The sequence below is a fragment of the Paenibacillus sp. sgz302190 genome (genome assembly GCF_059820445.1).
The window spans coordinates 32,230-55,747 of the sequence record NZ_JBZYAO010000024.1 but is presented as its reverse complement, the minus strand read 5'-3'; the positions used below and the strand labels follow the sequence as shown (position 1 = coordinate 55,747).

Annotated in this window: 22 protein-coding genes; 15 read left to right on the top strand and 7 right to left on the bottom strand. The window is 53.9% G+C overall.

Annotated elements, in window-relative coordinates:
• The first annotated feature begins 1 nt into the window (after position 1).
• Positions 2 to 904, top strand: coding sequence for an aminoglycoside phosphotransferase family protein (locus tag AC6RNO_RS23735; RefSeq protein WP_488437748.1), 903 nt, complete (start codon positions 2 to 4; stop codon positions 902 to 904).
• A gap of 268 nt (positions 905 to 1,172) precedes the next feature.
• On the opposite strand, the gene AC6RNO_RS23730 is transcribed toward AC6RNO_RS23735, so the two are convergent.
• Entirely contained in the window at positions 1,173 to 1,535 is a 363-nt protein-coding gene (locus AC6RNO_RS23730) for a hypothetical protein (RefSeq protein WP_497106986.1), read from the bottom strand.
• Here AC6RNO_RS23730 and AC6RNO_RS23725 point away from each other — a divergent pair.
• Genes AC6RNO_RS23725 through AC6RNO_RS23710 form a run of 4 tightly spaced genes read left to right on the top strand, consistent with a single transcriptional unit; the run spans position 1,518 to position 5,609 of the window.
• The gene (locus tag AC6RNO_RS23725) at positions 1,518 to 3,044 is read left to right on the top strand and encodes a spore germination protein (protein WP_497106985.1); all 1,527 of its coding nucleotides are present in this window, start codon (positions 1,518 to 1,520) and stop codon (positions 3,042 to 3,044) included. The two genes, AC6RNO_RS23730 and AC6RNO_RS23725, sit on opposite strands and share 18 nt — an antisense overlap.
• A gap of 16 nt (positions 3,045 to 3,060) precedes the next feature.
• Positions 3,061 to 4,257, top strand: a complete 1,197-nt coding sequence (locus AC6RNO_RS23720) for a Ger(x)C family spore germination protein (RefSeq protein WP_497106984.1) — start codon at positions 3,061 to 3,063, stop codon at positions 4,255 to 4,257.
• Between the two features lie 5 nt (positions 4,258 to 4,262).
• Positions 4,263 to 4,499 (top strand): hypothetical protein, encoded by a 237-nt coding sequence (locus AC6RNO_RS23715; protein ID WP_497106983.1) that lies wholly within the window; start codon positions 4,263 to 4,265, stop codon positions 4,497 to 4,499.
• A gap of 12 nt (positions 4,500 to 4,511) precedes the next feature.
• A complete protein-coding gene (locus AC6RNO_RS23710) occupies positions 4,512 to 5,609 on the top strand; it encodes an endospore germination permease (protein ID WP_497106982.1) in 1,098 nt (365 codons plus the stop codon).
• A 63-nt stretch (positions 5,610 to 5,672) separates the two neighbouring features.
• Here the strand turns inward: AC6RNO_RS23710 and tenA are convergent, their stop codons facing one another.
• Together tenA and thiM are read right to left on the bottom strand one after the other, a co-directional pair.
• On the bottom strand, positions 5,673 to 6,332 hold the full coding sequence (gene tenA, locus AC6RNO_RS23705; RefSeq protein ID WP_474679650.1) for a thiaminase II: 660 nt from the start codon (positions 6,330 to 6,332) through the stop codon (positions 5,673 to 5,675).
• A 15-nt stretch (positions 6,333 to 6,347) separates the two neighbouring features.
• Entirely contained in the window at positions 6,348 to 7,154 is an 807-nt protein-coding gene (thiM, locus tag AC6RNO_RS23700; RefSeq protein WP_497106981.1) for a hydroxyethylthiazole kinase, read from the bottom strand.
• A gap of 876 nt (positions 7,155 to 8,030) precedes the next feature.
• Between thiM and AC6RNO_RS23695 the strand changes: the two genes are divergently transcribed.
• A complete protein-coding gene (locus tag AC6RNO_RS23695; protein WP_497106980.1) occupies positions 8,031 to 9,011 on the top strand; it encodes a phosphotransferase in 981 nt (326 codons plus the stop codon).
• On the opposite strand, the gene AC6RNO_RS23690 is transcribed toward AC6RNO_RS23695, so the two are convergent.
• Complete coding sequence (locus AC6RNO_RS23690; RefSeq protein ID WP_497106979.1) at positions 9,002 to 9,781, bottom strand: Cof-type HAD-IIB family hydrolase; 780 nt, start codon at positions 9,779 to 9,781, stop codon at positions 9,002 to 9,004. The two genes, AC6RNO_RS23695 and AC6RNO_RS23690, sit on opposite strands and share 10 nt — an antisense overlap.
• 89 nt (positions 9,782 to 9,870) lie before the next feature.
• Positions 9,871 to 10,926, bottom strand: a complete 1,056-nt coding sequence (locus AC6RNO_RS23685; protein WP_474679852.1) for a LacI family DNA-binding transcriptional regulator — start codon at positions 10,924 to 10,926, stop codon at positions 9,871 to 9,873.
• A 326-nt stretch (positions 10,927 to 11,252) separates the two neighbouring features.
• Between AC6RNO_RS23685 and AC6RNO_RS23680 the strand changes: the two genes are divergently transcribed.
• From AC6RNO_RS23680 to AC6RNO_RS23660, 5 genes are read left to right on the top strand one after another with little or no spacing between them, the layout of a single operon-like run.
• On the top strand, positions 11,253 to 12,686 hold the full coding sequence (locus AC6RNO_RS23680) for an L-fucose/L-arabinose isomerase family protein (RefSeq protein ID WP_474679646.1): 1,434 nt from the start codon (positions 11,253 to 11,255) through the stop codon (positions 12,684 to 12,686).
• A 14-nt stretch (positions 12,687 to 12,700) separates the two neighbouring features.
• Positions 12,701 to 13,546, top strand: coding sequence for a thiamine pyrophosphate-binding protein (locus AC6RNO_RS23675; protein WP_497106978.1), 846 nt, complete (start codon positions 12,701 to 12,703; stop codon positions 13,544 to 13,546).
• Positions 13,547 to 13,549: 3 nt separating this feature from the next.
• Positions 13,550 to 14,485, top strand: coding sequence for a transketolase C-terminal domain-containing protein (locus tag AC6RNO_RS23670; protein WP_497106977.1), 936 nt, complete (start codon positions 13,550 to 13,552; stop codon positions 14,483 to 14,485).
• Between the two features lie 11 nt (positions 14,486 to 14,496).
• On the top strand, positions 14,497 to 15,999 hold the full coding sequence (gene glpK, locus AC6RNO_RS23665; protein ID WP_497106976.1) for a glycerol kinase GlpK: 1,503 nt from the start codon (positions 14,497 to 14,499) through the stop codon (positions 15,997 to 15,999).
• A gap of 45 nt (positions 16,000 to 16,044) precedes the next feature.
• A complete protein-coding gene (locus tag AC6RNO_RS23660) occupies positions 16,045 to 17,784 on the top strand; it encodes a DUF5605 domain-containing protein (RefSeq protein ID WP_497106975.1) in 1,740 nt (579 codons plus the stop codon).
• 1,230 nt (positions 17,785 to 19,014) lie between these two features.
• Here AC6RNO_RS23660 and AC6RNO_RS23655 read toward each other — a convergent pair.
• On the bottom strand, positions 19,015 to 20,229 hold the full coding sequence (locus AC6RNO_RS23655; protein ID WP_497106974.1) for a PASTA domain-containing protein: 1,215 nt from the start codon (positions 20,227 to 20,229) through the stop codon (positions 19,015 to 19,017).
• 161 nt (positions 20,230 to 20,390) lie between these two features.
• Here AC6RNO_RS23655 and AC6RNO_RS23650 point away from each other — a divergent pair, with 161 nt between their 5' ends.
• On the top strand, positions 20,391 to 20,774 hold the full coding sequence (locus tag AC6RNO_RS23650; RefSeq protein WP_497106973.1) for a hypothetical protein: 384 nt from the start codon (positions 20,391 to 20,393) through the stop codon (positions 20,772 to 20,774).
• Here AC6RNO_RS23650 and AC6RNO_RS23645 read toward each other — a convergent pair.
• Positions 20,757 to 21,230 carry a metal-dependent hydrolase gene (locus AC6RNO_RS23645; RefSeq protein WP_474679640.1) on the bottom strand — a complete coding sequence of 158 codons (474 nt, stop codon included), beginning with the start codon at positions 21,228 to 21,230 and terminating at the stop codon, positions 20,757 to 20,759. The two genes, AC6RNO_RS23650 and AC6RNO_RS23645, sit on opposite strands and share 18 nt — an antisense overlap.
• 604 nt (positions 21,231 to 21,834) lie before the next feature.
• Here AC6RNO_RS23645 and AC6RNO_RS23640 point away from each other — a divergent pair.
• The 3 genes from AC6RNO_RS23640 to AC6RNO_RS23630 are packed head-to-tail and all read left to right on the top strand — an operon-like array spanning position 21,835 to position 23,517.
• The gene (locus AC6RNO_RS23640; RefSeq protein ID WP_474679639.1) at positions 21,835 to 22,023 is read left to right on the top strand and encodes a GapA-binding peptide SR1P; all 189 of its coding nucleotides are present in this window, start codon (positions 21,835 to 21,837) and stop codon (positions 22,021 to 22,023) included.
• Between the two features lie 40 nt (positions 22,024 to 22,063).
• On the top strand, positions 22,064 to 22,699 hold the full coding sequence (locus AC6RNO_RS23635; protein WP_497107009.1) for a CBS domain-containing protein: 636 nt from the start codon (positions 22,064 to 22,066) through the stop codon (positions 22,697 to 22,699).
• 17 nt (positions 22,700 to 22,716) lie between these two features.
• The gene (locus AC6RNO_RS23630; protein WP_474679638.1) at positions 22,717 to 23,517 is read left to right on the top strand and encodes a pyruvate, water dikinase regulatory protein; all 801 of its coding nucleotides are present in this window, start codon (positions 22,717 to 22,719) and stop codon (positions 23,515 to 23,517) included.
• Position 23,518 lies beyond the last annotated feature (1 nt).

Here is a 23,518-nt window from a genome sequence, read left to right as displayed (position 1 = left end):
TATGATCCAACTGCCTGAACATTTCAGCCGCACGATCATTGGCGTCCATAAGGAAAAAGGCGAACAGTGGCTGGACGATTTCAATGAACTGATCGCTTCCATTGAAGCCAAATGGTCGCTGCGGGTGCTTCCTTCCTATTCGCTCAGCTATAACTTCGTCGCTCCGGTCGTATATAGCGGAGGGGAAGAGGCCGTTTTGAAGCTTGGAGTCCCTTCCAAAGATACGGCTGCGGAAATTATGGCGCTCACGTGCTTGGAAGGCCGCGGAATGGTCAAACTCCTCCATGCCGATGCCGATATGGGATTGATTTTGTTGGAAAGGCTGAAGCCGGGGAACACGTTAAAATCCGTAGCGGATGACGAAACGGCGGTGCTGATTGCCGCATCGGTGATGAAAAAACTGCGGGCGGCCCCGCCGGCGGAGCCGGCTTTTCCGACTGTGGCGGGATGGTTTCAAGGCTTTGAGCGGCTGCGAAAGCATTTTAACGGCGGAACCGGGCCTTTCCCGAAGGCAATGATAGAGAAGGCGGAGCTGCTGCTTTCCCGGCTGCAGTCCGCTCCCGGCAAACAGTACCTGCTCCATGGCGACCTGCATCATGAGAATATACTATCCGCCGAACGCGAACCTTGGCTGGCCATTGACCCCAAGGGAGTGATTGGCGAACCTGAGTATGAAATAATCCCTTTTTTAATGAACCATGTGCCGCCGGAGCAAGCTTTACAAGCTACCGAACGCAGAATCGACCTGTTTGTTGAGCAATTGGATCTGAACAAGGAAAGGGTGCTTGTCTGGGCGTACTGTCACGCGCTCCTTGCCGCCTGGTGGCATATTGAAAGCGACAGCGGAGGGGAAGAGGCCTGTATTCGCCAAGCGGAACGATTCGATCTTTTATTAAGGAGCTGAGCCAATAAGGCTGAAGCAAAATGTGATTGTAACCAAATGCCCCGTTTAGTAGGGGAATGAGGAGTCGGCTGGTACCGGCTCCTTTTTGCATTGAACACCGCGGCCCGGCGTCATGAAAGAGGTATCGCGCAATTTTCTAACGCCAGCCGGATGTTTTTGCAAGACATGTTCTTTTGCCATCAAAAGACGGTGGTGCCGGCGTTGTGCAATGGCTCTTTCCTAATGAGCGCCTGTCCCGGCGCGGATTGTAGTGCTGCACGGCGGGTAGTTATTCGGCGGATTGGCAGGCTGGTCGGGGGTGAAAAACCTGCAAAAGTGCAGGTTTTTCCTGCGAAATTGGCTTGTTTTGGCGAAAAACCTGCAAAAGTACAGGGATTTTTGCTGAAAGTGAGTCTGCGTCCATGTATTCGGTGAAAAGCCTGCACTTTTGCAGGAATTGTTCGTGGCGAATGATCAAGGACGCAAATTCATGTATTTTTGCAGGTTTTTCATTGCCGGTCATCCATTTCCGGTGGATGTAGTCGTTAGTCACCCGCAGGGTGATTTTTTTGTTTGCATAATTTCGGGCTGTATGGAAAAAATGGAAATCATACTGATGCCGGAGGTACCGTTGATGAACAGCGATCCGCAAACAGAGAATGCGACAACCTTGTATACGGAACTAGAGCGGAATACGATGCATATACAACGGCAATTCGGGTACAGTGAGGACTTGATCATCAAAGAATTGACGTCTGCCGAAGGTTGGCGATTGGCGCTGCTGTTTATGGACGGATTGGTTGACAACCAGATTGTGAACCAGTCCATTATCGAACCGATTCTTTCCAAAGACCGGCGGACGGCCGATCCGGATTTGTACAATGAATGCGTCAACCCGCTGATCTTTTTGAAAGAAGCGGTGCTTACGGCGGGCGATGTTTGCTTGTTGGACGATGAGTCCAATCTCTACACCAGTCTGCTGTCGGGCGGGGCGATCCTCTTGACCGACGGTTTTGCGGAAGGGCTTCAAATCGGCGCTGCCGGCTGGGAAGGCCGCAATGTAAGCGAGCCTACCTCCCAAGGAGTCGTCAGAGGCCCGATGGAGGCTTTTACCGAAAATATCCGCAACAACACGGCGATGATTCGCCGCCGAATCAAAGACCCGCGGCTTTGGCATCACAATTTTCAAATCGGGACAGTAACCAAAACGAGCGTTGCGGTTATGTATATCAAACATATCGCCGACGACGCGGTCGTCAAGGAAGTTTTCAGCAGGCTGGACAAGATTAAGATCGACGGAGTTTTGGAAAGCGGGTATATCGAAGAATTTATTCAGGACAAAACTTATACTCCGTTTCCGACCGTTTACAACACCGAGCGTCCGGATACGATTGCGGCGGGGCTGTTGGAAGGAAGAATTGCGATTCTGGTCGACGGCACCCCTTTCGTGCTGCTCATTCCGGCTTTGTTCGTGCAATTTTTCCAGTCGGCCGAAGATTATTATCAGCGTTTCGACATCAGCAGCTTGCTGCGGGTCATCCGCTTTTTGTCTTTTTTTATAGCGCTGCTTGCTCCTTCGCTCTATATTGCGGTTACGACATTTCATCAGGAAATGCTTCCGACCAATTTGCTTATCAATTTATCCGCACAGCGGGAAGGCGTGCCGTTTCCGGCGTTTATCGAAGCGATGCTGATGGAAGTAACGTTCGAAATTTTGCGCGAAGCGGGGGTGCGCATCCCCAAAACGGTAGGACAGGCGGTTTCCATCGTAGGCACGCTGGTTATCGGCCAAGCTGCCGTCGAGGCCGGCATCGTCTCTGCCGCCATGGTCATAATTGTCGCTATCACGGCCATTTCCAGCTTCGTCCTGCCTTCCGTCAGCCTGACGATCGCCGTCCGAATGATTCGCTTTGTTTTGATGGGATTGGCCGCGTCGTTCGGCTTATTTGGCATTCTGATCGGACTTATTGCGCTCGTGCTTCATTTGACGACTCTGCGCTCGTTCGGCGTTCAGTACATGAGCTCCTTCGCTCCGTTTTCCCTGCATGAACAGAAGGATACGCTGTTCCGGGTGCCTTGGAGGCATATGATCAGAAGGCCTTTATCGATCTCCGGCCGGGATACGGTCCGCCAGGATAGCGACGACGAACTTAACAACTGAAGCGGGGAAAGCTGCTATGAAAAAAGCGGGTGCAACTTTTCTGATCCTGATCCTGCTCTTGACCGTGACAACGGGATGCTGGAACCGGCGCGAGTTGAACGAACTGGCGATCCAGATGGGGACGGCCATCGACAAGGTGGGAGATCAATACCAGATCTCCATTCAGGTCGTCATTCCCGGCGAAATGCTTGCCAGAACGGGAAGCGGCCGATCGACGGTTACGATGTACAAAGCGACGGCGCCGACAGTGTTCGAAGCCTTCCGCAAGCTGACCGAGACGAGTCCGCGCAAAATATACTCCGGCCACATACGGGTATTGATTTTGGGCGAGTCCGTGGCCCGGGAAGGCATCAGCAGCACGCTCGATCTGCTGTACCGCAATCCCGAAGCGAGAACCGACTTTTATATTATGGTCGCGCGCCAGGTTCCGGCTGAAGACGTGCTGAAAATTTTAACGCCTTTGGAAAAAATTCCGGCTCACAGTTTGTTTTACTCGCTGGATACGTCAGCCAAAGCCTGGTCGCCTACAACTACCGTGACGATGGATCAGCTCGTGGATCAGCTGGTTACCGAGGGACTGAATCCGGTATTGAGCGGGGTCCGGGTGCTCGGAAATCAAAAGGAAGGCGAGAAGAAGAAAAATACGGAGGAAATCGAGCCTTCCGCGATATTGCGCTACGCCGGGCTGGCGGTTTTTTATAAAGACCGTATGATCGGCTGGCTGAGCGAGGAAGAAGGCAGGGGCTATAACTATATTATGAACAACGTAACGAGTTCGGTAGGCAATCTGGAATGCCCGAACGGGGGCAAGCTGGTGCTTGAAACGGTAAGTTCCAAAACCGACATCAAGGGCAGTGTCGTGAGCGGCAAGCCTGTCATTACGATCAAGGTGCTCAATGTTTCCAGTATCGGCGAGGCGGAATGTCAAATCGATCTGACCGATCCGCAAACGATCAACGAGCTGCAGAAGGTTAACGAGCAGCATCTTACCGAGCTTATGCAAACGACAGTCGCCCATGTCCGGCAAAAATTCGATGTGGACATTTTCGGCTTCGGACATGCGATTTACAGGGCTGACCCGAAAGCGTGGGAACGGATGAAAGACGACTGGAACACCTATTTCGAAAACCTGGAAATCAAATACGATGTCGAAGTGATCATCCGCCGGATCGGCATTACCAACAATCCTGTCAAAAACGATCTTAAGGAGTAACAAGCATGCTCGGTATAGCGATCGTCATGATGGCGGCAGCCGCGGCGGCCTTTATCGAGCTGCCGGCTTTAATGCGAAAAGGCTGGTTAAAGGAAGCCGTTCTCTTTTCCATCATCCTGCTTGCAGGCGTATGGACCGGCATTGTCGCCGTCAAGCAAATTATGCTGCCAAGTCCCTTAAACTTCCTTCATACGATATACAAGCCGATCAACGATTGGTTGAGTCATTTTTTCGTTTCATAAGGGGGTTATATATTGCCGAAAAAAGAGCAAATCGGAACGAAACAATTGTCCGTTCTCGTTATTTTGTACGTTATCGGGGATATGCTGCTGTTTTTGCCGAGCAATGCGACCATTTACGCCAAGCAGGATGCCTGGATTTCCGCATTAATCAGCCTGCCTATCGGAGTTGCCGTGGCGTGGGGTATCTTTGCAGTCAGCCAAAGGTTCAGAGGCCTTACGATGGTGGAGTTCAACAGGCTTGTGCTGGGCAAATGGGCGGGAGGCGCGGTGACGCTCATCTACCTGATGTTTCTCTTGATGGCGCTGACCGTTCAGATTCGGGAAATCGGCGATTTTATTACCGCGCAAATGATGACGGAAACCCCGATGCGGGTCATCAATCTGCTGATGGTACTGATCGTTATTATGGCGGTTCGCGGCGGACTGGAGACGATAACGCGAACCTCCGAAGTCTTTTTTATCCTCTTTGCCGTTTTGTTCGTCGCTCTCATCGTTTTGCTGCTGCCCCAGTCGGATCCGAAAAAGCTGGAGCCTTTTTTTGGACAAGGTCCTTTCCGCATCACGCAAGGCGTTTTGTTTTTTGTATCGTTTCCGTTTTGCGAATTGGTTACGTTCTGGATGATATTCCCAAGCGTCAAACAGAGCAAGCATACTTTGCGGGATTATTTGCTCGGCGTCTTTTTGGCCGGTCTCGCCATTTTTTCCATTACGCTCGTCTCCCTGCTGGTGCTCGGCCACTACTTGCTGACGAATCAAGTTTATGCGACATATACGCTGGCCAAAAAAATCAATGCCGGACATTTTCTCGAAAGGGTGGAAGCGATTCTCGCCATTAACTGGATATTATCGACTTATTTCCGGTCAGTCGTGAACACATACGCTTTTACGGTCGGAGTTGCGCAGCTGTTCAATTTGCGGGATTTTCGGGTTTTAACGGTGCCGCTCGGTCTGTTTTTATTCGGCTTCGCCTTTATGATCACCCCGAATATCATCGCTTTCAACGCTGTCAATCCATACTGGGTGACTTGGGATTTTACTTTGTTTCCGGTAATTCCGGCGATCGTTCTTTTCGTGCATGCGATCAAGCAAAAATACCATAGACGGAATTGAAAAAATGGCATTTCCGGCACCCGAAGTGTGCGGCCCCGGTATTTTTGCTTGATTTTTCGCAAATCACCACGTTTCCAGCGTGTAGGCCATTTCCCAAAAAGCCAACTCATAGCGGCTGGAAATGACAAAATGCCGTTCCATCCGCACGCGCTCGCCTTCCGTAACCCGTTCTGCGATGGCGTCAAGACGGTCAATCTGTTCCTGCACAAGCGTGCGGAACCAGTCGCTGCCGTATGCGCCGACCCATTCCTCATAAATCGGATGACCCGGGGTGGCATCCTTAAACCGCTCCCCGATATCCTGGTACAGCCAGTAGCAGGGCAGAATGGCGGCCAAAATGTCCCCGAGATGCCCTTCGTACCCGGCGCGCAGCAGATGCGACGTGTAGGCGTAGGCGGTTGGCGCCGGCTCGAAGCGGGCTCTCTCGGCTTCCGTAATGTTAAGCAGGGCGCTGAATTTCTCATGCAGCCCGAGCTCCGCCCGATACGTCGATACCGCATGCTCGGCCATCCGCCCGCTCGTATACAGGTCGGCCGCTTTGGCCGCGCCGAGCGCCTGCACTTTGCCGAATTGCGACAAGTAATACGAGTCTTGGAGCACGTAATATTTGAAGCATTCCAGCGGAAGCGTTCCGTCTGCAAGCCGCGTCACAAAAGGGTGACGGAAGCTGGCTTCCCAGCTTTCGTCCGCCGCAAGGCGAATCCGTTCGGAAAATAATGTCATCGTCCGTACCTCCAGTTAAACAAGTTCAAAGCGCGCATATTTGTCCAGGTCTTCTGCGGAAACTTGCGCCAAGGCGTTCAGCAATTCGATCTGGAAGCTTCCCGGACCTTCGGAGCCTTTGTTTTTTACGGCGATTTCCGCAGCTACGCCGTAGGTGACGAGAGCTGCAGCCGAAGCTTTCACCGGATCGGCTTCAACGGCCAAAAAGGCGCCGATCACGGACGTCAGCAAGCAGCCTGTTCCGGTTACTCTTGTGAGAATCGCATCGCCATTGCGGCAGATGTACGTTGTTTGCCCGTCGGAGACGACGTCGTCTTTCCCGGTAACGGCAACCGTCGTGCCAAGCTGCTGCGCCGCGGCGACAGCCAGCTGCATCGCGTCGCCGCCGTTTTCTCCGGCATCGACGCCTTTGATTTGCGCGTCGCGGCCGATCACCTGCGCGACTTCCGCCGCATTGCCGCGCAGCACGGCGACATCGACCTCGGCCATGATCGCTCTGGCCGTAGCTGTGCGGTAAGCGGTAGCGCCGGCGCCGACCGGGTCAAAAGCGACCGGCACGCCGTGCGCATTGGCGGATTTGCCGGCGAGCTTCATCGCGCGCACTTCCGCAGCGTTTAAAGTGCCGATGTTGAGAACGAGGGCCCCGGCAATGCCGGCCATTTCGGCGACTTCCTCCTCGGCATAGGCCATGACCGGCGAAGCGCCCAAAGCGAGCAGCCCGTTGGCTGTGAAATTGGTGACGACAACATTCGTAATATTGTGAACGAGGGGTTTTGCCGCTCTCACCCGATCCAACATTGCGGCGATTTGCTGTACGTTCATGAAATGAAGCACTCCTTTGAGTATAAAATAAAAAACACTTTGCCTGTGTACAAACAGGCAAAGTGATCATACGACACTTTGAGCGGGTTCCTACGCTGGCATTATCCAACAGGTTCAACGGTCTACGGCAGATTAGCCGTACTCTCAGCCTGCATCGCGCAAGCTCCCGTTCTATTCGGTTGCTTTTAAGTGTAGTCCCCCGGGGGAAAAAATGCAACTTAAATTTGTCGAGCGTTCATATCGGCCCGAACCCCGGATTTCAGCTCAAAAAACTGCAGATCGCAGATCGCTCCGAGAAAGTCGCGACACTTTGTTAGGGCTAGGAGAACCGGTAGGGCCCTACATTGGGGTACAGCCGCTTGTACCTCTCCTTGCGAGGTCGTGGAACTGAACAAAAAGACCGACCGCCGTCATGCAGCGCAACCGCGCGCTGCGATGGACAGGAGACATCGTGGTAGGAAAAAAACTGCGAAAGTGCAGGTTTTACCTCTGAAATTGGCTTGTTTTGGCGAAAAGCCTGCAAAAGTGCAGGAATTTTCGCTGAAAGTGAACCTGAGCCCATGTCCCCGCTGAAAAGCCTGCACTTTTGCAGGAATTGTTCGTGGACAGCGATCCAGGACGCAAATTCATGTATTTTTGCAGGTTTTCTTCGTGCAGACAGGCAACGATTGTGGTTATCGCCTTTGACGCTTTTTCAACAGTAGAAGTTATTTTATATTCGTCAGTTTTCATGTGGGAATTCACAAAAATGCAGCGCTGTCGGACAGACTCCAAGCAGTGGTGATACAATAGTATACGGTGGAAAAATCTCGGACATACATGTTTTGCCGCACATGGCGGAGAAAAGAGAAAAACCGGTCCAGGAGGTCGTAGCAGATGAAAGAAAACTGGGAGCGTCTGGGAAATCGTGTGCTGCTGGATTTGCCGGAAGCAAGCAGACTGGTGTCGCCCGTATTCGGAGGGAAGCGGGTCGCCGCAGTGGAACGGCTCGGGGAAGGATACAGCAATTCCAACTACAAGCTAACGATCGATGGCGGCGCGGTTCGGCACTGCGTGCTTCGCGTGTACAGGGGCGATGCGGCCGTTGCGGACAAAGAGTTGGCTATCGCTCGTCTCGTTAAGGAGAGCGTGCCGGTGCCGGAAATTTTATTCGCCGATACGAGCTGTTCGGCGCTGGAGAAGCCATGGGCGCTGCTGGAATGGAAGGAAGGCTATTTGCTCAGGGATGCGATGCGCTCGGGCGCAAGCGGGCAAATTGCGGAGGCCGCCGCGTCGGCCGGGCAAGTTCTTGCGGGCATTCATGCCTTCACTTTTGCCGAGGCAGGCTTTTTCGGCGAAGATTTGAAAATCCGTCATTCGTTTCAAATGGATGCGGCCTCTTTTCTCGAATTTATCGAGCAAAGCCTTTTCGTCCAAGGGGCCGGCCGCTGGCTGGGGGAGGAGCTTACGGGCGCTTTGTGGGCGTTTTGCAGGCGCCATGCTCCCCTTTTGTCGGATGCGGAGGAAGAACCGGTGCTTGTCCATTCGGATTACAACGGCTTAAATGTGCTTGTCCGCGAAAATAGCGGTTCAATCGCCGTTTCAGCCGTATTGGACTGGGAGTTCGCCTTCTCCGGCAGCCGGCTCGCAGATATCGGCAACATGCTGCGTTATGAAGCGAACGATTCTCTTTTTGAAAAGCATTTTATTAACGCCTATCAAGCGGCCGGCGGCGTTGTGGGGCGCAGCTGGAAGCTGCGCTCCAAACTTGAGGACCTGATCGCCCTCTGCGATTTGCTGAACCGCTCAAGTGAGCTGACGCCTAACCGCAATCAGGATCTCAAGCGGTTGATTGCCGGCACGGTGCTTCAGGAGTGAATCAAATTGGCATAGCGCAAACCTTTGCGGATGCCGCCGTCGTCCACGGATGCCGTAACGTAATCGGCGTGCGGTAGCAGCTCTTTGTGCGAGTTGCCCATGGCGATGCCTAATCCGACGTACGCCAGCATCTCTTTATCGTTCAACCCGTCGCCGAAAGCGACCGCCTCGCGGGACTCGATGCCGAGCCGGTTCAACAGCGCTTCGATGCCCTTGGCCTTGGAGCCGCCGGCCGGCAGGACGTCCATCGCTTTTTCATGCCAGCGAATCAGCTTCAGATCGGGAAAATGTCCCTCGTAAAGATGCTCCTCATGAGCCTCGCAGTGCAGGAACACTTGGTAAATGTCTTCCTTTTGCCAATAATCGGGATCGTATCCCGGGAGGTCCACGCGCAGCGACAAGACGGATTCCTCGACATTCAGATGCGCCTTCGAATTGGAGTAAAACGCTTCGCTGCCCTCAAAAACGAGAGAATGGTTATGGCTGTCCGCATGCCGGACGAAAGCTTCCAGGCTGGAGCGCGGGATCGGATGCTTGTACAGCGGTTGCCCCTGAAAAACGACGTAGGCGCCGTTCAGGCTTACGTAGGAAGCGATTCCGAGCTGCTCGGCGAGCGGCTTGAAAAAGTAAGGGGCCCTCCCGGTGGCGATTACCGCTTCCACGCCGTTCTTCTGCAGTTCTTTGACAGCCTGGATCGTATCGGCGGGAACTTGCTTTGTCTCATCCACCAAGGTGCCGTCAATGTCGAAAAAAACGATTTTGTAACTCATCTTCTCTCTAACACTCCCATCTTTTTCTTTCAAATAGTGTCGCACAATTCGGAGCTGCTGTACAAGCACAATTTCCAAAAAGACCGGAGCTACTCGGAAACTTGAGCAGCGGGCGGGCGCGAGGAGAGCCTTTCCACAAAATGCGTGTCGACCTTCGTTTTCGTTTTGGCCTTTTGCCCCGATTCGATGGATTCGATCAGCAGATCGACGGCGAGGTACGCCATTGTTTCCTTGTCGACATGCACGGTCGTAAGCTCCGGGGAGACGATAAGGGATTCCGAAATATTGTCAAAACCGACCACCGACACGTCTTCCGGAATACGGTAGCCGAGCTCGGTGAGAGTTTTCATGGCGCTGATCGCAATATAATCGCATTCGCAAAAAATAGCCGAGGGGAGCTTGTGCCCGGCCTGCAGGAACGCTTCCAGCTGCGCTTTCAGCGATTCCTGAGAGGATAAAATCGTCGGCGCCACGGAGAACTTATGGCTCTCGGCTATTTCCACACCGTACTCGCGCAAAGCGGCGGAAAAACCCCGGTTTCTTTCCTCAAAATTATGAATCCGCACGTTGGATGCCATATATCCGATCTCTTGATGCCCGATTTTGCACAGATGGGCCCCTGCCTGATAAGCCCCCATAAAGTTATTGATTTCCACAAAATGAACCGGCAATGTCTCGAAGCAGGTGTCGAGCACGACCAGATGCGGATCGAGAATGCCCGCGATATCGGCGATCTGCCCGCGGTTCAGATTCGTCCCCAGCAAAACGACGCCGCCGCTGCGGCGCTCCTCCGCCACCGAGCGAATGTCGCGCTCGAAATATTCCATATCGATAGAGGAAAAGAGCAGGGAATATCCTTTGACCCGGCATCTTTCCTCGATAAAATGTATCAGTTCCCGAAAAAAGGGCTGTTGATAGTACTGTTCCAGCACGATGCCGGAGTTCGTAAATACGAGAAAAGTGAGCGAGGTTGCCGCGCTGTTGTCGATAGCGGGAGCTTTCGGTTTCGGGAGGTAACCGGCTTCTCTCGCGATATGCAGGATGCGTTCGCGGGTATCGGGGCCGATGCCGGGCTTGCCGCTGAAAGCCAGAGATACGGCCGATTTGGAAACGCCGGCCATCTTGGCGATATCTTCCATTTTCATCATTGCTTCTCCGTTCCTTGCGATATAAATTGTTGAGCAAGTTTAGTTTACAGTGTTTTGTTGGAAAGCACAAGGAAAACTAGTTCTTGTTTATTTTTAGTTTAGTTAAATTTAGTTAAATATCGGGTAAAATTGACTAAACTCGGGATTGACACTTGCGTTTATTGGGTGTTAGGATAAATTTGAAGGATGATTTAAGAAAACAGTTTAGTTCACTTTTGGGTTAATTTTTTATACGGTTTATTAGTTTGTTTTGCTAATTTGCGGAGACTGTTTAGTTGTTTAGCGAAACGGACTTTTCATTTCAAACGAGGGGAGATTGTTTTATGAAAAAATTCAAGTTGGGTTATGCGCCGACACGGCGATTCGTGTTCAGTGCGGAGGACGCTTTCAAGTACAAGGTGCTGATCAGGGAAAAAATCGAAAGCTTCGGAATGGATATCGACATCGTCGATTTGGAAGGCCTGAATTCCGAAGGTTTGCTGTATGACGACCATATCAACGCCGATCTTATTGCCGAGCGCTTCAGACAGGAAAACGTGGATGCGGTCTTTTTTCCGCATTGCAACTTCGGAACCGAAGACACCGTGGCGCGCGTGGGCAAAGCGCTGGGCAAGCCCGTACTGCTGTGGGGCCCGCGCGACGAGGCTCCGCTGGAGGACGGCATGCGGCTGCGCGATACGCAGTGCGGTCTATTCGCCACCGGCAAGGTGCTGCGCCGTTTTAACGTGCCGTTCACGTACGTGACGAACAGCCGCGTTAACGACCCGGTGTTCGAGCGGGGCTTCACGAACTTTATCGCCGCTGCGAATGTGGTGAAACAGTTCCGCAGCCTGCGTATTTTGCAGATCGGACCGCGCCCGGCTTCCTTCTGGACGATGATGTGCAATGAAGGCGAACTGCTGGAGCGCTTCGGCATCGAGATTCACCCGATTACACTGGTAGACATTCAACGCGCCTCGAAGCAGATCGAGAAGGGGAACAGCGCCGAACTTCAGGAAGCGGTTGCATATATCAAAGCGAAGCTCGATTATTCGGAAGTGACGGAAGACGACGTGAAGCGCATCGCTGCATTGAAGGTGGCGATGAGGCAGTACGCCCGGTCGACCGGAAGCACGGCTATCGCGATCCAGTGCTGGTCCTCCTTGCAGGATGCGATGGGCATCATGCCTTGTCTGGCCAACGCGATTTTGACGGACGAACAAATTCCGGTCACTTGTGAAACCGACATTCATGGAGCGATCACTTCCGTTATGGTGCAGGCCGCTACGATGAACCAGGCGCCGACTTTTTTCGCGGACCTGACCGTCCGTCATCCGGAGAATCCGAACGGCGAGCTGCTTTTCCACTGCGGCAACTTCCCGGTCTCGCTCTCGGTGGAGGAGAAACCGAAGCTGCGCAAGCACTTTTTGTTCGACGACCATTCGCCGGGCACGCACGAAGGCGAAATCAAGGGCGGCGACATGACATTGGCGCGTTTTGACGGCGACCACGGGGAATACCAGCTGTTCCTGGGCAAAGCCCGCGGCATTCAAGGCCCGTACACGCGCGGTTCCTACGTTTGGGTGGAAGTCAACGATTGGCCGCTGTGGGAAGAAAAGCTCGTTAAAGGCCCTTATGTACACCATTCCATAGGCATCCATGCGAACGCGATTCCGGCGCTCTATGAGGCCTGCCAATACATTCCAGGATTGACGCCTGACCCGGTTGATCCTACGGAGAAAGAGATTCAGGCGTGGCTGCGCGGCGCCGGATTGTAAAAGGGGAGGACTCTATGAATACAGCCCAATTGAAAGCAAAAGCGGCCCAAATCCGCATGGATTTGCTGAAAATGATTCACGGCGCCAAAACGGGCCATACCGGCGGATCGCTGAGCAATACGGATATTTTGACGGCATTGTACTATAACATTATGAATATTGATCCAAGCAACCCGAAAATGGACGGCCGCGACCGTTTTATCGCCAGCAAAGGCCATTCCGTCGAATCGCTTTGGTGCATACTTGCGGACCTCGGCTTTTTTCCTAAAGAAGAGCTGCAGACGTTCAGCCGCTTCGGCACGAGGCTGATCGGGCATCCGAACAATAAAGTGCCCGGCATCGAAATGAACACGGGTGCGCTGGGGCACGGGTTGGCGATCTCTGTCGGCATGGCGCTGGCGGCGAAGCGGGACGGCAAGTCTTACCGCGTGTTCTGCCTGATGGGCGACGGCGAGCAGGCGGAAGGTTCCGTCTGGGAAGCGGCGATGGCCGGCTCGCATTACAAGCTGGACAATTTGATCGGCATCGTGGACCGGAACCGTCTGCAAATCAGCGGCTCGACGGAAGAGGTCATGGGGCTCGATCCGCTTGAGGATAAGTGGACGTCCTTCGGCTGGAACGTCGTTTCTATCGACGGCAACGATATCGCCGCATTGGTCGACACTTTCCGGGCCGCGCCGTCGGTGGCGGGCAAGCCGACGCTGGTGATGGCCAATACCGTCAAAGGCAAAGGCGTGTCCTTCGCCGAAAATGTGCCGCATTGGCATCATCACGTGCCGAGCGATGCGGAGCTGGAGCAGGCTTTGGCCGAACTGTCCGCGGCGCTGGAGCAAACGAAGCAGGAAGAGGAGGCGCGATAACCGATGAATACGATCCCTAATCGTCAAGTCATATGCGATACACTGCTGGAACTTGCTCAAAATGACCGCGATATTATGGTACTTGCCAGCGATTCCCGCGGTTCGGCCGCGATGGCGCCGTTCGCCAAGGCGTTCCCGGAGCAGTTCGTGGAAGTCGGCATCGCGGAGCAAAACATCGTCGGCATTTCGGCAGGTCTGGCCCACAGCGGGAAAAAGCCTTTTGTCACATCGCCGGCTTGCTTTTTGAGCATGCGCAGTATCGAGCAAATCAAGGTGGACGTGGCGTATTCCGCAACGAACGTCAAACTGGTCGGCATCAGCGGCGGGGTCAGCTACGGCGCTCTCGGCATGTCGCACCATTCGGTGCAGGACGTTGCCGTAGCCCGCGCGATTCCCGGGCTGGCGGTCATTTTGCCGGCGGACCGGCACGAGACGAAGCGGATGACGGAAGCGCTGGTGAAGCATGAAGGCGGCGTATACGTGCGCATCGGCCGCAACCCTGTCGAGGACGTCTACGAATCGGACGACTACGAATTTGTGATCGGCAAAGCGGTGACGATGCGCGAAGGCTCGGACATTACGATTATCGCGGCGGGCGAAACGGTCCGGGTTGCGCTCGATGCGGAAGCCGCTCTGAAAGAAGCCGGGGTTTCGTGCAGAGTGATCAACATGCATACGATTAAACCGCTGGACGAAGAAGCGATCGTACGGGCCGCCCGCGAAACAGGGCACATCATTACGATCGAGGAGCACAGCGTGCTTGGCGGGCTCGGAGCGGCGGTAGCCGAAGTTGTCGTGCAGCATCAGCCTGTGCCGATGCGCATTATCGGCATTCCGGACGAACCGGCCATCGCCGGCAAAACGTCGGAAGTGTTCGCGTACTACGGAATCAGCAAGGACAATATCAAGCGGGTAGCGCTTGAGCTGCTCGGCAAGTAGGAGCTGCGCCTATGAAGAAGGAATATATATTAACGGTAGATCAGAGCACATCGGGAACAAAAGCGCTTATCGTAGACCGTTCGGGCGCGATTGTCGGGCGCAGCGCGGCCGAGCACAGCCAGTCGTATCCACGTCCCGGCTGGGTGGAGCATGATCCGCTGGAAATTTATGATAATGTGAAAAAGACCGCCCGGCAGGCCCTGGATGCGGCGGGCATCGCTCCCGGCGATCTCGCCGGGCTGACGGTGACGAATCAGCGCGAAACGGCGGTACTGTGGGACCGAACGACTGGGCTGCCCGTTTACCCGGCGATCGTATGGCAGTGCCAGCGGACGGCCGACGTATGCGCCGCGTATAAAGCCGCAGGCCACGAGGACGCGGTCCGGTCCAGAACGGGGCTGATGCTGGACCCCTATTTTTCGGCCGCCAAATGGGGCTGGATGCTGGATCATGCGCCGGGCGCGCGCGAGAAGCTGGCAGAGGGGAAGCTGCTGGCCGGCACGATCGACAGCTGGCTGCTCTGGAAGCTGACAGGGGCCCGGACGCATGCCACCGACTACACGAATGCCAGCCGAACGTCGCTTTTCAACATCCATACGCTGCAGTGGGATGAGGACATGTGCCGCTTGTTCGGCGTCCCTTCCGGCCTGCTGCCTGAAGTGAAGTCGTCGGACGAAGTGTTCGGTTACACGGAAGATGCGGAGCTGTTCGCGGAGCGGGTTCCGATCTCAGGCATTATCGGCGATTCCCAGGCAGCCTTATACGGCAACCAATGCTTTCATCCCGGCATGGCCAAAGCGACTTACGGCACAGGCACATCCGTATTGATGAATGTCGGCGGCAAGCACGAATCCTGCGGGAACGGCCTTGTTACGGCGATTGCCTGGGGAATGGGCGGCAAAGTTACGTACGCCCTCGAAGCGGTCATCCGGACTTCCGGCGACAGCATCAAGTGGGTGAGGGACAATCTCGGCCTGTTTGGCTCTTTCGCCGAAATGGACCGGCTGCTGGAACAAGCGCCGGATAATGAAGGTGTCTATTTGGTTCCGGCGTTCGTCGGGCTCGGGGCGCCTTACTGGGACCCTTATGCGAGAGCGGCCATTACAGGAATGAACCGGGGGACGACCAAAGCGCACGTGATCCGCGCGGCGTTGGAAAGTATCGCCTACCAGGTGCGCGACGCGGTGGAGTTAATGCAAGCCGAATCCGGTATCCGGCTCGGGGAGCTGCGGACCGACGGCGGGGCGTCGGATAACGGGGTTTTGATGCAGTTTCAAGCGGACATGTTGAACCGCACGGTCGTGAAATCGGACGTTGCCGAACTGTCGGCGATGGGCTCCGCCTATATGGGCGGCCTTGGACTCGGTTTTTGGACTTCCGCCGATGAGATTGCCTCGCGGCAAAAATCGTACCGCAAGTACGAGCCTTTCATGGAAGCGGAAAAACGGGAACAGTATTATAACGGATGGAAACGCGCCGTCGCTTCCGTCGTATCGGATCATCAAACCGTATAATGGTCAGCCATGGCGTGGCGGACCTATTCGAAGGAGGAATTTCCTTTGTCTTTCAATGAACATTCGAAAATAGGCGAAATCTGGGCCAATCAGGCGGGGCGGGCCGTCCTGCTGAAATACGTTCCTTCGCTTGCGGATTCGCCTTACCTTTCCTTTATGAAAATGAGAACGGTGCCGCAATTCGCCGCCTCCAACGAGTCCTGGACGTGGACGAAGGAGCAGTTGGACGCTCTTCTCGCGGAACTTGCCGGCGTAGCGCCGGAATACGAAGCGGAAGAAGAAGCGGTACCGTCCGCAGCGTACGAAGCCGAGACGGTGGCCGTCGGGTCGGCGTCCGTTCAAGCTGCGGAACAGGCGGAGAAGTGGGGCGTGTTCGAGCTTGCGCTCCATGGCCCAAGCCACGGCAACCCGTTCACGGATGTGGAGCTGAGCGCCGAATTCAGCTTCGCGGGCCGGACTTTGCGCTCGCTCGGATTTTATGACGGCGAAGGCGTGTACCGGGTTCGCTTCATGCCGGATGCGGAAGGCGTCTGGACGTACCGCACGAAGAGCACGGCCCGTTCGCTCGACGGCATCGCAGGGCAGTTTGTTTGCACAGCCCCTTCGGCCGGCAACCATGGCCCGGTTCGGGTGCGCAATACGTTCCACTTCGCTTACGAAGACGGGACTCCGTACATTCCGGTCGGCACGACCTGCTACGTATGGTCCCATCAAGGCGACGAGTTGGAGGAGCTGACGCTGGAAACGTTGAAAGCGTCCCCTTTTAACAAAATGCGCATGTGCGTTTTTCCGAAATCGTACCAGTTCAATGCCAACGAACCGCTCTACTACCCGTATGAAGGCTCGCTGGCGGAAGGCTGGGATTTCACCCGGTTCAACCCTGCGTTCTTCCGGCATTTGGAGCGGCGAATCGGCGAATTGGGCCAGCTTGGCGTCGAAGCGGATCTTATTTTGTTCCATGCTTATGACCGGTGGGGTTTCTCGGAAATGAAAAAGTCGGCCGACGACCGCTATTTACGCTATATCACCGCCCGTTTGTCGGCTTATCGGCATGTCTGGTGGTCGCTGGCCAACGAGTACGATTTGATGTGGGCGAAGCAGCCGGAGGATTGGGAACGGTTTGCCAAAATTGTTACCGAAAACGACCCGCATTCCCACCTGATTTCGGTTCATAACTGCTTCAATTTCTACGACTACGGCCGTCCGTGGGTTACGCACTGCAGCATTCAGCGGGTTGACGTGTACAAAACGGCGGAAAATACGAACGAATGGCGCGATGCCTGGAACAAGCCGGTCGTTATCGACGAATGCGCTTACGAAGGGGATATCGATCTGGGCTGGGGCAACATCACGGGCGAGGAGATGACCCGCCGCTTCTGGGAAGGCGCCGTCCGCGGCGGCTACGTCGGACATGGCGAAACTTATATCCATCCCGAAGATATTTTGTGGTGGTCGAAAGGCGGCAAGCTGCACGGAACGAGCCCGCAGCGGATCGCATTTTTGCGGACGATCATGGAAGAAGGTCCGGCGAACGGGCTCGAACCGTTGAAATCCGAGTGGGATGTCCCGTGCGCTGGTGTCAAGGACGAGTATTATTTGTATTATTACGGCTTTAACCAGCCGAAGTTCAGAACTTATAACATGAAGCCCGGCATTCGCTACAGGGTCGATGTGATCGATACGTGGAATATGACGATCAAAACGCTGGATGGGGCTTACGAAGGAGCGTTCCGGATCGACCTGCCAGGCAACCAGTACATGGCCGTGCGGCTGACCCGGGTTTGATAAGGCTCGCAAGGGGCTGCTCGGGCAAAGCAGCAAGCCCACGAGTTGGGGAGCAGGGCAGCCGAGCGGAGCGGCCGGGCAACCGCACCTCGGGCTGAGGGGATAGGCGACTGAGCAGAGCGGCCGGACAACCGCACCTTGGGCTGAGGGGATAGGCGACTGAGCAGAGCGGCCGGGCAACCGCACCTCGGGCTAAGGGGCTAGACGGCCGAGTAGAGCGGCCGGGCAACCGCACCCCAGGCTGAGGGGCTAGGCGGCCGAGTAGAGCAGCCAGGCAACCGCACCTCGGGCTGGGGGGCTGAGTAGAGCGACCCCGAGCCTCAGTCTGGGGAAACTAGGCAGCCGGGCACAGTGGCCGTGCTCCAGAGCCCCGGACTGGCGGGGCTAGGCAGCCGAGCAGAGCGGCAGAGCCTCCGTACCCCCCGAGCTGGGGGGAGTTAGGCAACCGAAAGGGTACGCCAAGGGCGCCCAAAACTCCGAAAAACGGTGCTGCTGGTCATGAGCCGGTCGGGAAGCGAAAAAGCCTGCAAAAATGCAGGCTTTTATGCCGGTAAGTGCCTAATTGGCGAAAAAGCCTGCGATTGTGCAGGAATTTCCGTCCGTAATGGGGCTGAGCCCTGTGTATCGGTGAAAAAGCCTGTACATTTGCAGGAATTTCCGAGCAGAGCGCATCAAAGGTGAAAATACCTGTATTTTTGCAGGCTTTTTGTACCTTAGCGCTTCAGTGACGCCAAAGCGAGCAGCTTTTAGGGCGGTGTCCGCCCGATTCCGGGGTTTCCGCCGAACCAGGTGATGGAAACGTCCGGGCACCCCGCCCTTTTTCGCAAGTCGGACTGTTCAGTTTAGACGCCTGTGCCGTTTCGGCGAATGGGCTTGCCACTGAACTCGGCCGCGAAATCTATCCATCACATTGCTTGCCTCACATAGTACACTCAAATTATCTGTAATGCAAAAAAAGGAATTCAAGGTCAAGTATACTTGGTTCCTTTTTTTGATCCGTTCGGTTCTTCAACCTTAAATCTGGTCGATCCACTGCGGCATTCATTTTGATTTCCAGAACTTTAACGCTGCTTGGTATCTCATTTTTTCGTTAGTCTCTTCCAATTCCAAAAGATTGCCGGTTTGCGCATCAACCCAGAATTTGAATTTAGTTGGTCCCCTTCTAAAACGGCCGATTACCCGGCGGTTTTAAGAGTACGGAAAAGCAAAGATTCCCCGCTTTGCTGTAAGCTATTGGCTGTTTTTGCTGATCCAGAACGTAATGTTGTCGCCTTTGTAAGCTTTGGTTCCTGCCGGCGGGTCCTGTTTGAAGACGGAACCGTCGGCTTTGTCGTTGGCTTCCAGGTAAAATTCGTAGTGCAGGCCGGATGTCAATGCCTGACTTTCGGCATCCGCCTGCGTCATTCCTACCAGATTCGGTATGAGCACTTCCTCGGTTTGTCCCGTTCCGTCGCTGCGGTTGCCTGTTCCTGCGGTCGTCTGCTTTTGTCCGAGTTCCGGCGTATGGGCCGGGGAAGGGGACGCAGTCGGTTTGGCCGAAGCGCTTGGCGGCACGGTTACGTGCTCTTTCGATTTGGCGGATGGCCACAGTGCCCAGACGACGACCACAGCCGCCAAAAAGGCGACCGCTCCGAGGCTTAGACCGAGCCTTTTGCTGCCCGGACGGGCGGGCTCTTCATCCGTTTCGTCGTCATCCACAGGCACGGCTTCCCGAACGGGAGGAGCTTTTATTTCCTCGTTGTCGGGTTTATTTGCGTTTGCGGCCGGCAGGCCGCGAAGTTCGAAAACAAGCGACGATAAAGACGCCTGCCCCTGGGAAACGCGCTTGATCAGTTTTACCAAAGCGTCTTTTTGCTCCGGCGTCGCCATGGGGATGCGGGTTCGTTCAAGGTGCGTGTGCAGCGCTTCGAACGGGCCGGGTATTTCCGCAGAGCCTGACAACAGCCGGGTAAACAAGCGGCACAGACCGATTGCTCCTTGCGTTTGCGGTTCCCCTTCTTCCCAATAATTAATCACGGAGAGCCGTCCGTCCTCGCTCAGCCACAAATTGTCGGCGCCGATAGAAAAACCTGTAATCTGCTCTTCCATAGCATCCAGCATCGAGACGCCGAGGTCGGCAACGAGGTTGACAGCTTCCGGAAATGTCCAGCGCTTTTTGTCAAGTTCCTCGCGCAGCAGTCTGCCCGGTCTGAATTGAAGCACGATCAGCACCGAACTTTCCGCAAAAAAAGTATCAAGTATATGGTGAAATCCATCATGATTGAAGGAAGCGGTTTTTCTGAATTTTTGGATATAAGCTTCGGCCGACTGTGTGCTCCCGTATTCGGCGGTAAATAATATAACCGGCCTGCGCAGGGACACGTCTTCTCCGTAGTGCAGGTTTCCTCTATGCAATGAGAGTAATTGCGAATGAGGAACATATCTTTGTTCTATGGATTTATTCAATTTACAATCCATCCTCTCTTGACAGGGTAGTGAGTTCGGGAAACTCATAAAGTATAGAATTCGAAGCCCGCAGTGATTTTGAGTTCAATATGACCTATCATCTAGTATATATGTAAAATGAGAGGAAACCCAGCGTATTCGGTCAGAACAATTTGTAAATTTTGAGACTATTGAAAAACCGCACACTGGAAGCAGCCTGTCTGCTTCGCATCGCGCGCGGGCACCACCTGCAAACGTACGGTTTTTATGCGACCTGGTCCGCCCACAGCGAAAAATTTCCTGCAAATGTGCAGTTTTTTGCACCTCGCTACCGCCTGCAGCGAAGAATTCCTGCAAATCTGCAGCAATTTCCGCCCAAACTCCAGCCCAGCTCCTTAACGGTCGAAAATTCCTACACAATCGCAGGTTTTTCCTCCAAACGAGCCGCTTTCAGCGAAAAAGCCTGCACTTTTGCAGGTTTTGGTGCTGTACGGCGGGCCGTCCATACCTTTTCGCATAAAAAAAGAGCCGTTCGGCTCAGATGTGTTTTAGAACTTGATCGTTGAGAAAGGAATCCATAAGCTGACGGCGAGCAGCAGCCATTGAAATACCGTTTCGCTCATCGAGCCTGTGTCCACCGCAAGAAATTTGGGCAGAACGCGAATTTTCCACTTCAACGGCCAAAGCAGCTGCACGCCCTTCTCGTTAAGCAGATCGATAAGCGGATGCGAAGCATAAGCCGTAACGAACACCCAGAAGTACAAAGCGGGCAATGCGGAAGTAAATCCGGCCAATGCGAGGGTAAAAAGGATGGAGTGCGTAACGGTTCTGTGACGTACTTTAAGAATTTGAAGCAGCGCCGACAGTGGAAACAGCACCTTGGCCATCGTCGAACCCGGCTTGTCCACATCGGCCAAAGTGCCGGCCAAACAACCGAGCAGGAGCGCGCCGGCAGCCTCCCAGGACAAAAAAGGCACGTCTTGATGAATGATTACGATTTCGGCGGCTACGAGTCCCGCCACGCTGTGCGTTTTCTGTAAAATAAAAAAGACCTCCTTAAACGGTACCTCTATGCGTAATTCGAGAACAGTATAGTCTTCGAGAGGTACTTACGATAATAGTACGTATGTTTGCCTCTCGAAGCAAGCAGCAATATGGTACGCAGCCCAAATCCGGCGGGATACGATGAAAAAAAGCTTAGTCCCATTCCTGCACAGGGCAGTAAAAGGGGCTAAGCTTTTTGACGGAGCGCCTCGAACGGGCGCCGGTTTTAATTGAAAACATAGCGAATGAACCGCGCCGTCTTTTTACCTCCCGGTATTCTTATGAGCAGGACAGATCTGCGGCGGCTTTGTTTTTGCGGTCTTTCCATGAATTGCCCAAGCGTCATGGACTCATGAATCATGCTGATCACCTCGTGATTAGTTATTTAAAAGCGTATGCTACGGGCGTTTCGTCCTATGATCGATAACGAAATTTTCTATAAATCCAGCATTTATTACATCATTTATCCGCATTTACAACGAATTTCTCTTTATTTATTGTGATATAAATCAATTTATTATATATTTAATACATATCAAATATCGTTTGTGCGCACTTTTTTAGAGCGAGGGAGGAAAGCGTATGTCTGACAATTCTTATGTGCATTTGGCAGCCATTCACAGGTATGATCTTGGTGTCGTTATTTGTAAAAACTGCAATAGAATCATTACTTCGGTTCCGACTAGCGGTGTCGCCAAGATTTACGGCCTGTGCAATACGGCGGAATGCCGGCAAAGCGATAATGAGCGGTTTGACACGACGGGCAGATAGGCTACAATAAGGATGAGAACGAAGATTTGGGGAGGGAAACATTATAGAGCTTACATCCCGCCAAATGGAAATCATCGAATTGGTCAAACAGCATGCCCCGATTACCGGAGAGCGCATTGCCGAGATGCTCGGAATCAGCCGTCCTACGATTCGGTCCGATCTGGCTTTGCTTGTTATGCTCGGGTATATCGATGCCAAGCCCAAGGTCGGTTATTTTCTTGGAAAGGAAGCGATCCAGGAAGAATCACGGTACAAAAAATTAGACGGGATGAAAGTCAAAGAAGTTATGGGAATTCCTGTCGTTTTGCGTGAAACGGCAACTGTCAGCGATGCTGTGGTTTCCCTTTTCCTGGAAAATGTCGGGACCCTGATCATCGTAAATGCCAGCGGCTCGCTGGTCGGCATCGTCTCGCGGAAAGATCTGTTGAAGGTTACGCTGGGCAATGCTTCGGCCACGTCGATGCCGATTAGTCTGGTGATGACAAGGAACCCGAATATTGTAAAAGTCGGCCCGGAGGACGATGTGCTTGATGCGGCCCGGAAAATGATCGCTCATCAAGTCGATAGTCTTCCGGTCGTTAAGGTGGGGGCCGAGCAGGAGCAGGACGAGGTGGTCGGAAGAATTACGAAGACGACCATGACCAAATTGCTGCTGGAAGCGGCACAAGGGGAGTAAATAGGAGGAATTTGCGGGTGGAGGATAAAGTCCAAACGATTTTCGTTTGTTCGGATTCGGTGGGGGAAACGGCAAATACGGTCGTTCAGGCGACAATTCGTCAATTTAACGCCAGCCGCGTCAACATAAGACGCTTCGGGTCCGTACGAACAGAAGAAGAAATTCGCAGCATGATGGAAGAAGTCTCGCGTCTCGGAGGATTTGTTGTCTACACGCTCGTTCTTCCGGAATTAAGAGAGATGATGCGCCAAGAATCGATTCGCTTGAACGTGAGCGCGATCGATATCTTGGGTCCTGTCATGCAAGCTTTCATAGACACTTTCAAAGATTCGCCCAAAAGGAAAGCGGGCCTCCTGCATCAGATGGACGAAGATTACTATAAACGGGTCGAAGCCATCGAGTTCGCCGTCAAATATGACGACGGCAAAGATACGAGCGCTTTCAAACATGCGCATATCGTACTTCTTGGCGTGTCCAGAACGTCGAAGACGCCGCTCAGCATCTATTTGGCGCACAAGGGCTATAAAGTGGCCAACTATCCGCTGGTGCCGGAAGTGAAGCCGCCTGCAACGTTATTTTCCTTGAACAAGAGCAAGCTGATCGGGCTGACGATGAATGCGGAGCAGTTGATCAAGATTCGCGCCGAGCGCCTGAGAGCGGTCGGGCTTCCTTTTGGCGCCAAATATGCTTCTTTGGAAAGGGTGGCGGAGGAGATCGAATTCGCCCTGGATTTGTACAAACAGCTCGGCTGCAGCGTAATCGATGTGACGGAAAAAGCGATCGAGGAGACGGCCGGCATTATTTTGGATACGATGTAGC

Excerpts from the sequence above, each read along its gene's own strand:
- AC6RNO_RS23695 (WP_497106980.1), top strand. The coding sequence starts at position 8,031 with ATGAAAGAAAACTGGGAGCGTCTGGGAAATCGTGTGCTGCTGGATTTG.
- AC6RNO_RS23725 (WP_497106985.1), top strand. The coding sequence starts at position 1,518 with ATGAACAGCGATCCGCAAACAGAGAATGCGACAACCTTGTATACGGAA.
- AC6RNO_RS23715 (WP_497106983.1), top strand. The coding sequence starts at position 4,263 with ATGCTCGGTATAGCGATCGTCATGATGGCGGCAGCCGCGGCGGCCTTT.
- AC6RNO_RS23685 (WP_474679852.1), bottom strand. The coding sequence starts at position 10,926 with ATGAAAATGGAAGATATCGCCAAGATGGCCGGCGTTTCCAAATCGGCC.
- AC6RNO_RS23670 (WP_497106977.1), top strand. The coding sequence starts at position 13,550 with ATGAATACGATCCCTAATCGTCAAGTCATATGCGATACACTGCTGGAA.
- AC6RNO_RS23680 (WP_474679646.1), top strand. The coding sequence starts at position 11,253 with ATGAAAAAATTCAAGTTGGGTTATGCGCCGACACGGCGATTCGTGTTC.
- AC6RNO_RS23720 (WP_497106984.1), top strand. The coding sequence starts at position 3,061 with ATGAAAAAAGCGGGTGCAACTTTTCTGATCCTGATCCTGCTCTTGACC.
- glpK (WP_497106976.1), top strand. The coding sequence starts at position 14,497 with ATGAAGAAGGAATATATATTAACGGTAGATCAGAGCACATCGGGAACA.
- AC6RNO_RS23735 (WP_488437748.1), top strand. The coding sequence starts at position 2 with ATGATCCAACTGCCTGAACATTTCAGCCGCACGATCATTGGCGTCCAT.
- AC6RNO_RS23690 (WP_497106979.1), bottom strand. The coding sequence starts at position 9,781 with ATGAGTTACAAAATCGTTTTTTTCGACATTGACGGCACCTTGGTGGAT.
- AC6RNO_RS23675 (WP_497106978.1), top strand. The coding sequence starts at position 12,701 with ATGAATACAGCCCAATTGAAAGCAAAAGCGGCCCAAATCCGCATGGAT.
- AC6RNO_RS23640 (WP_474679639.1), top strand. The coding sequence starts at position 21,835 with ATGTCTGACAATTCTTATGTGCATTTGGCAGCCATTCACAGGTATGAT.
- thiM (WP_497106981.1), bottom strand. The coding sequence starts at position 7,154 with ATGAACGTACAGCAAATCGCCGCAATGTTGGATCGGGTGAGAGCGGCA.
- tenA (WP_474679650.1), bottom strand. The coding sequence starts at position 6,332 with ATGACATTATTTTCCGAACGGATTCGCCTTGCGGCGGACGAAAGCTGG.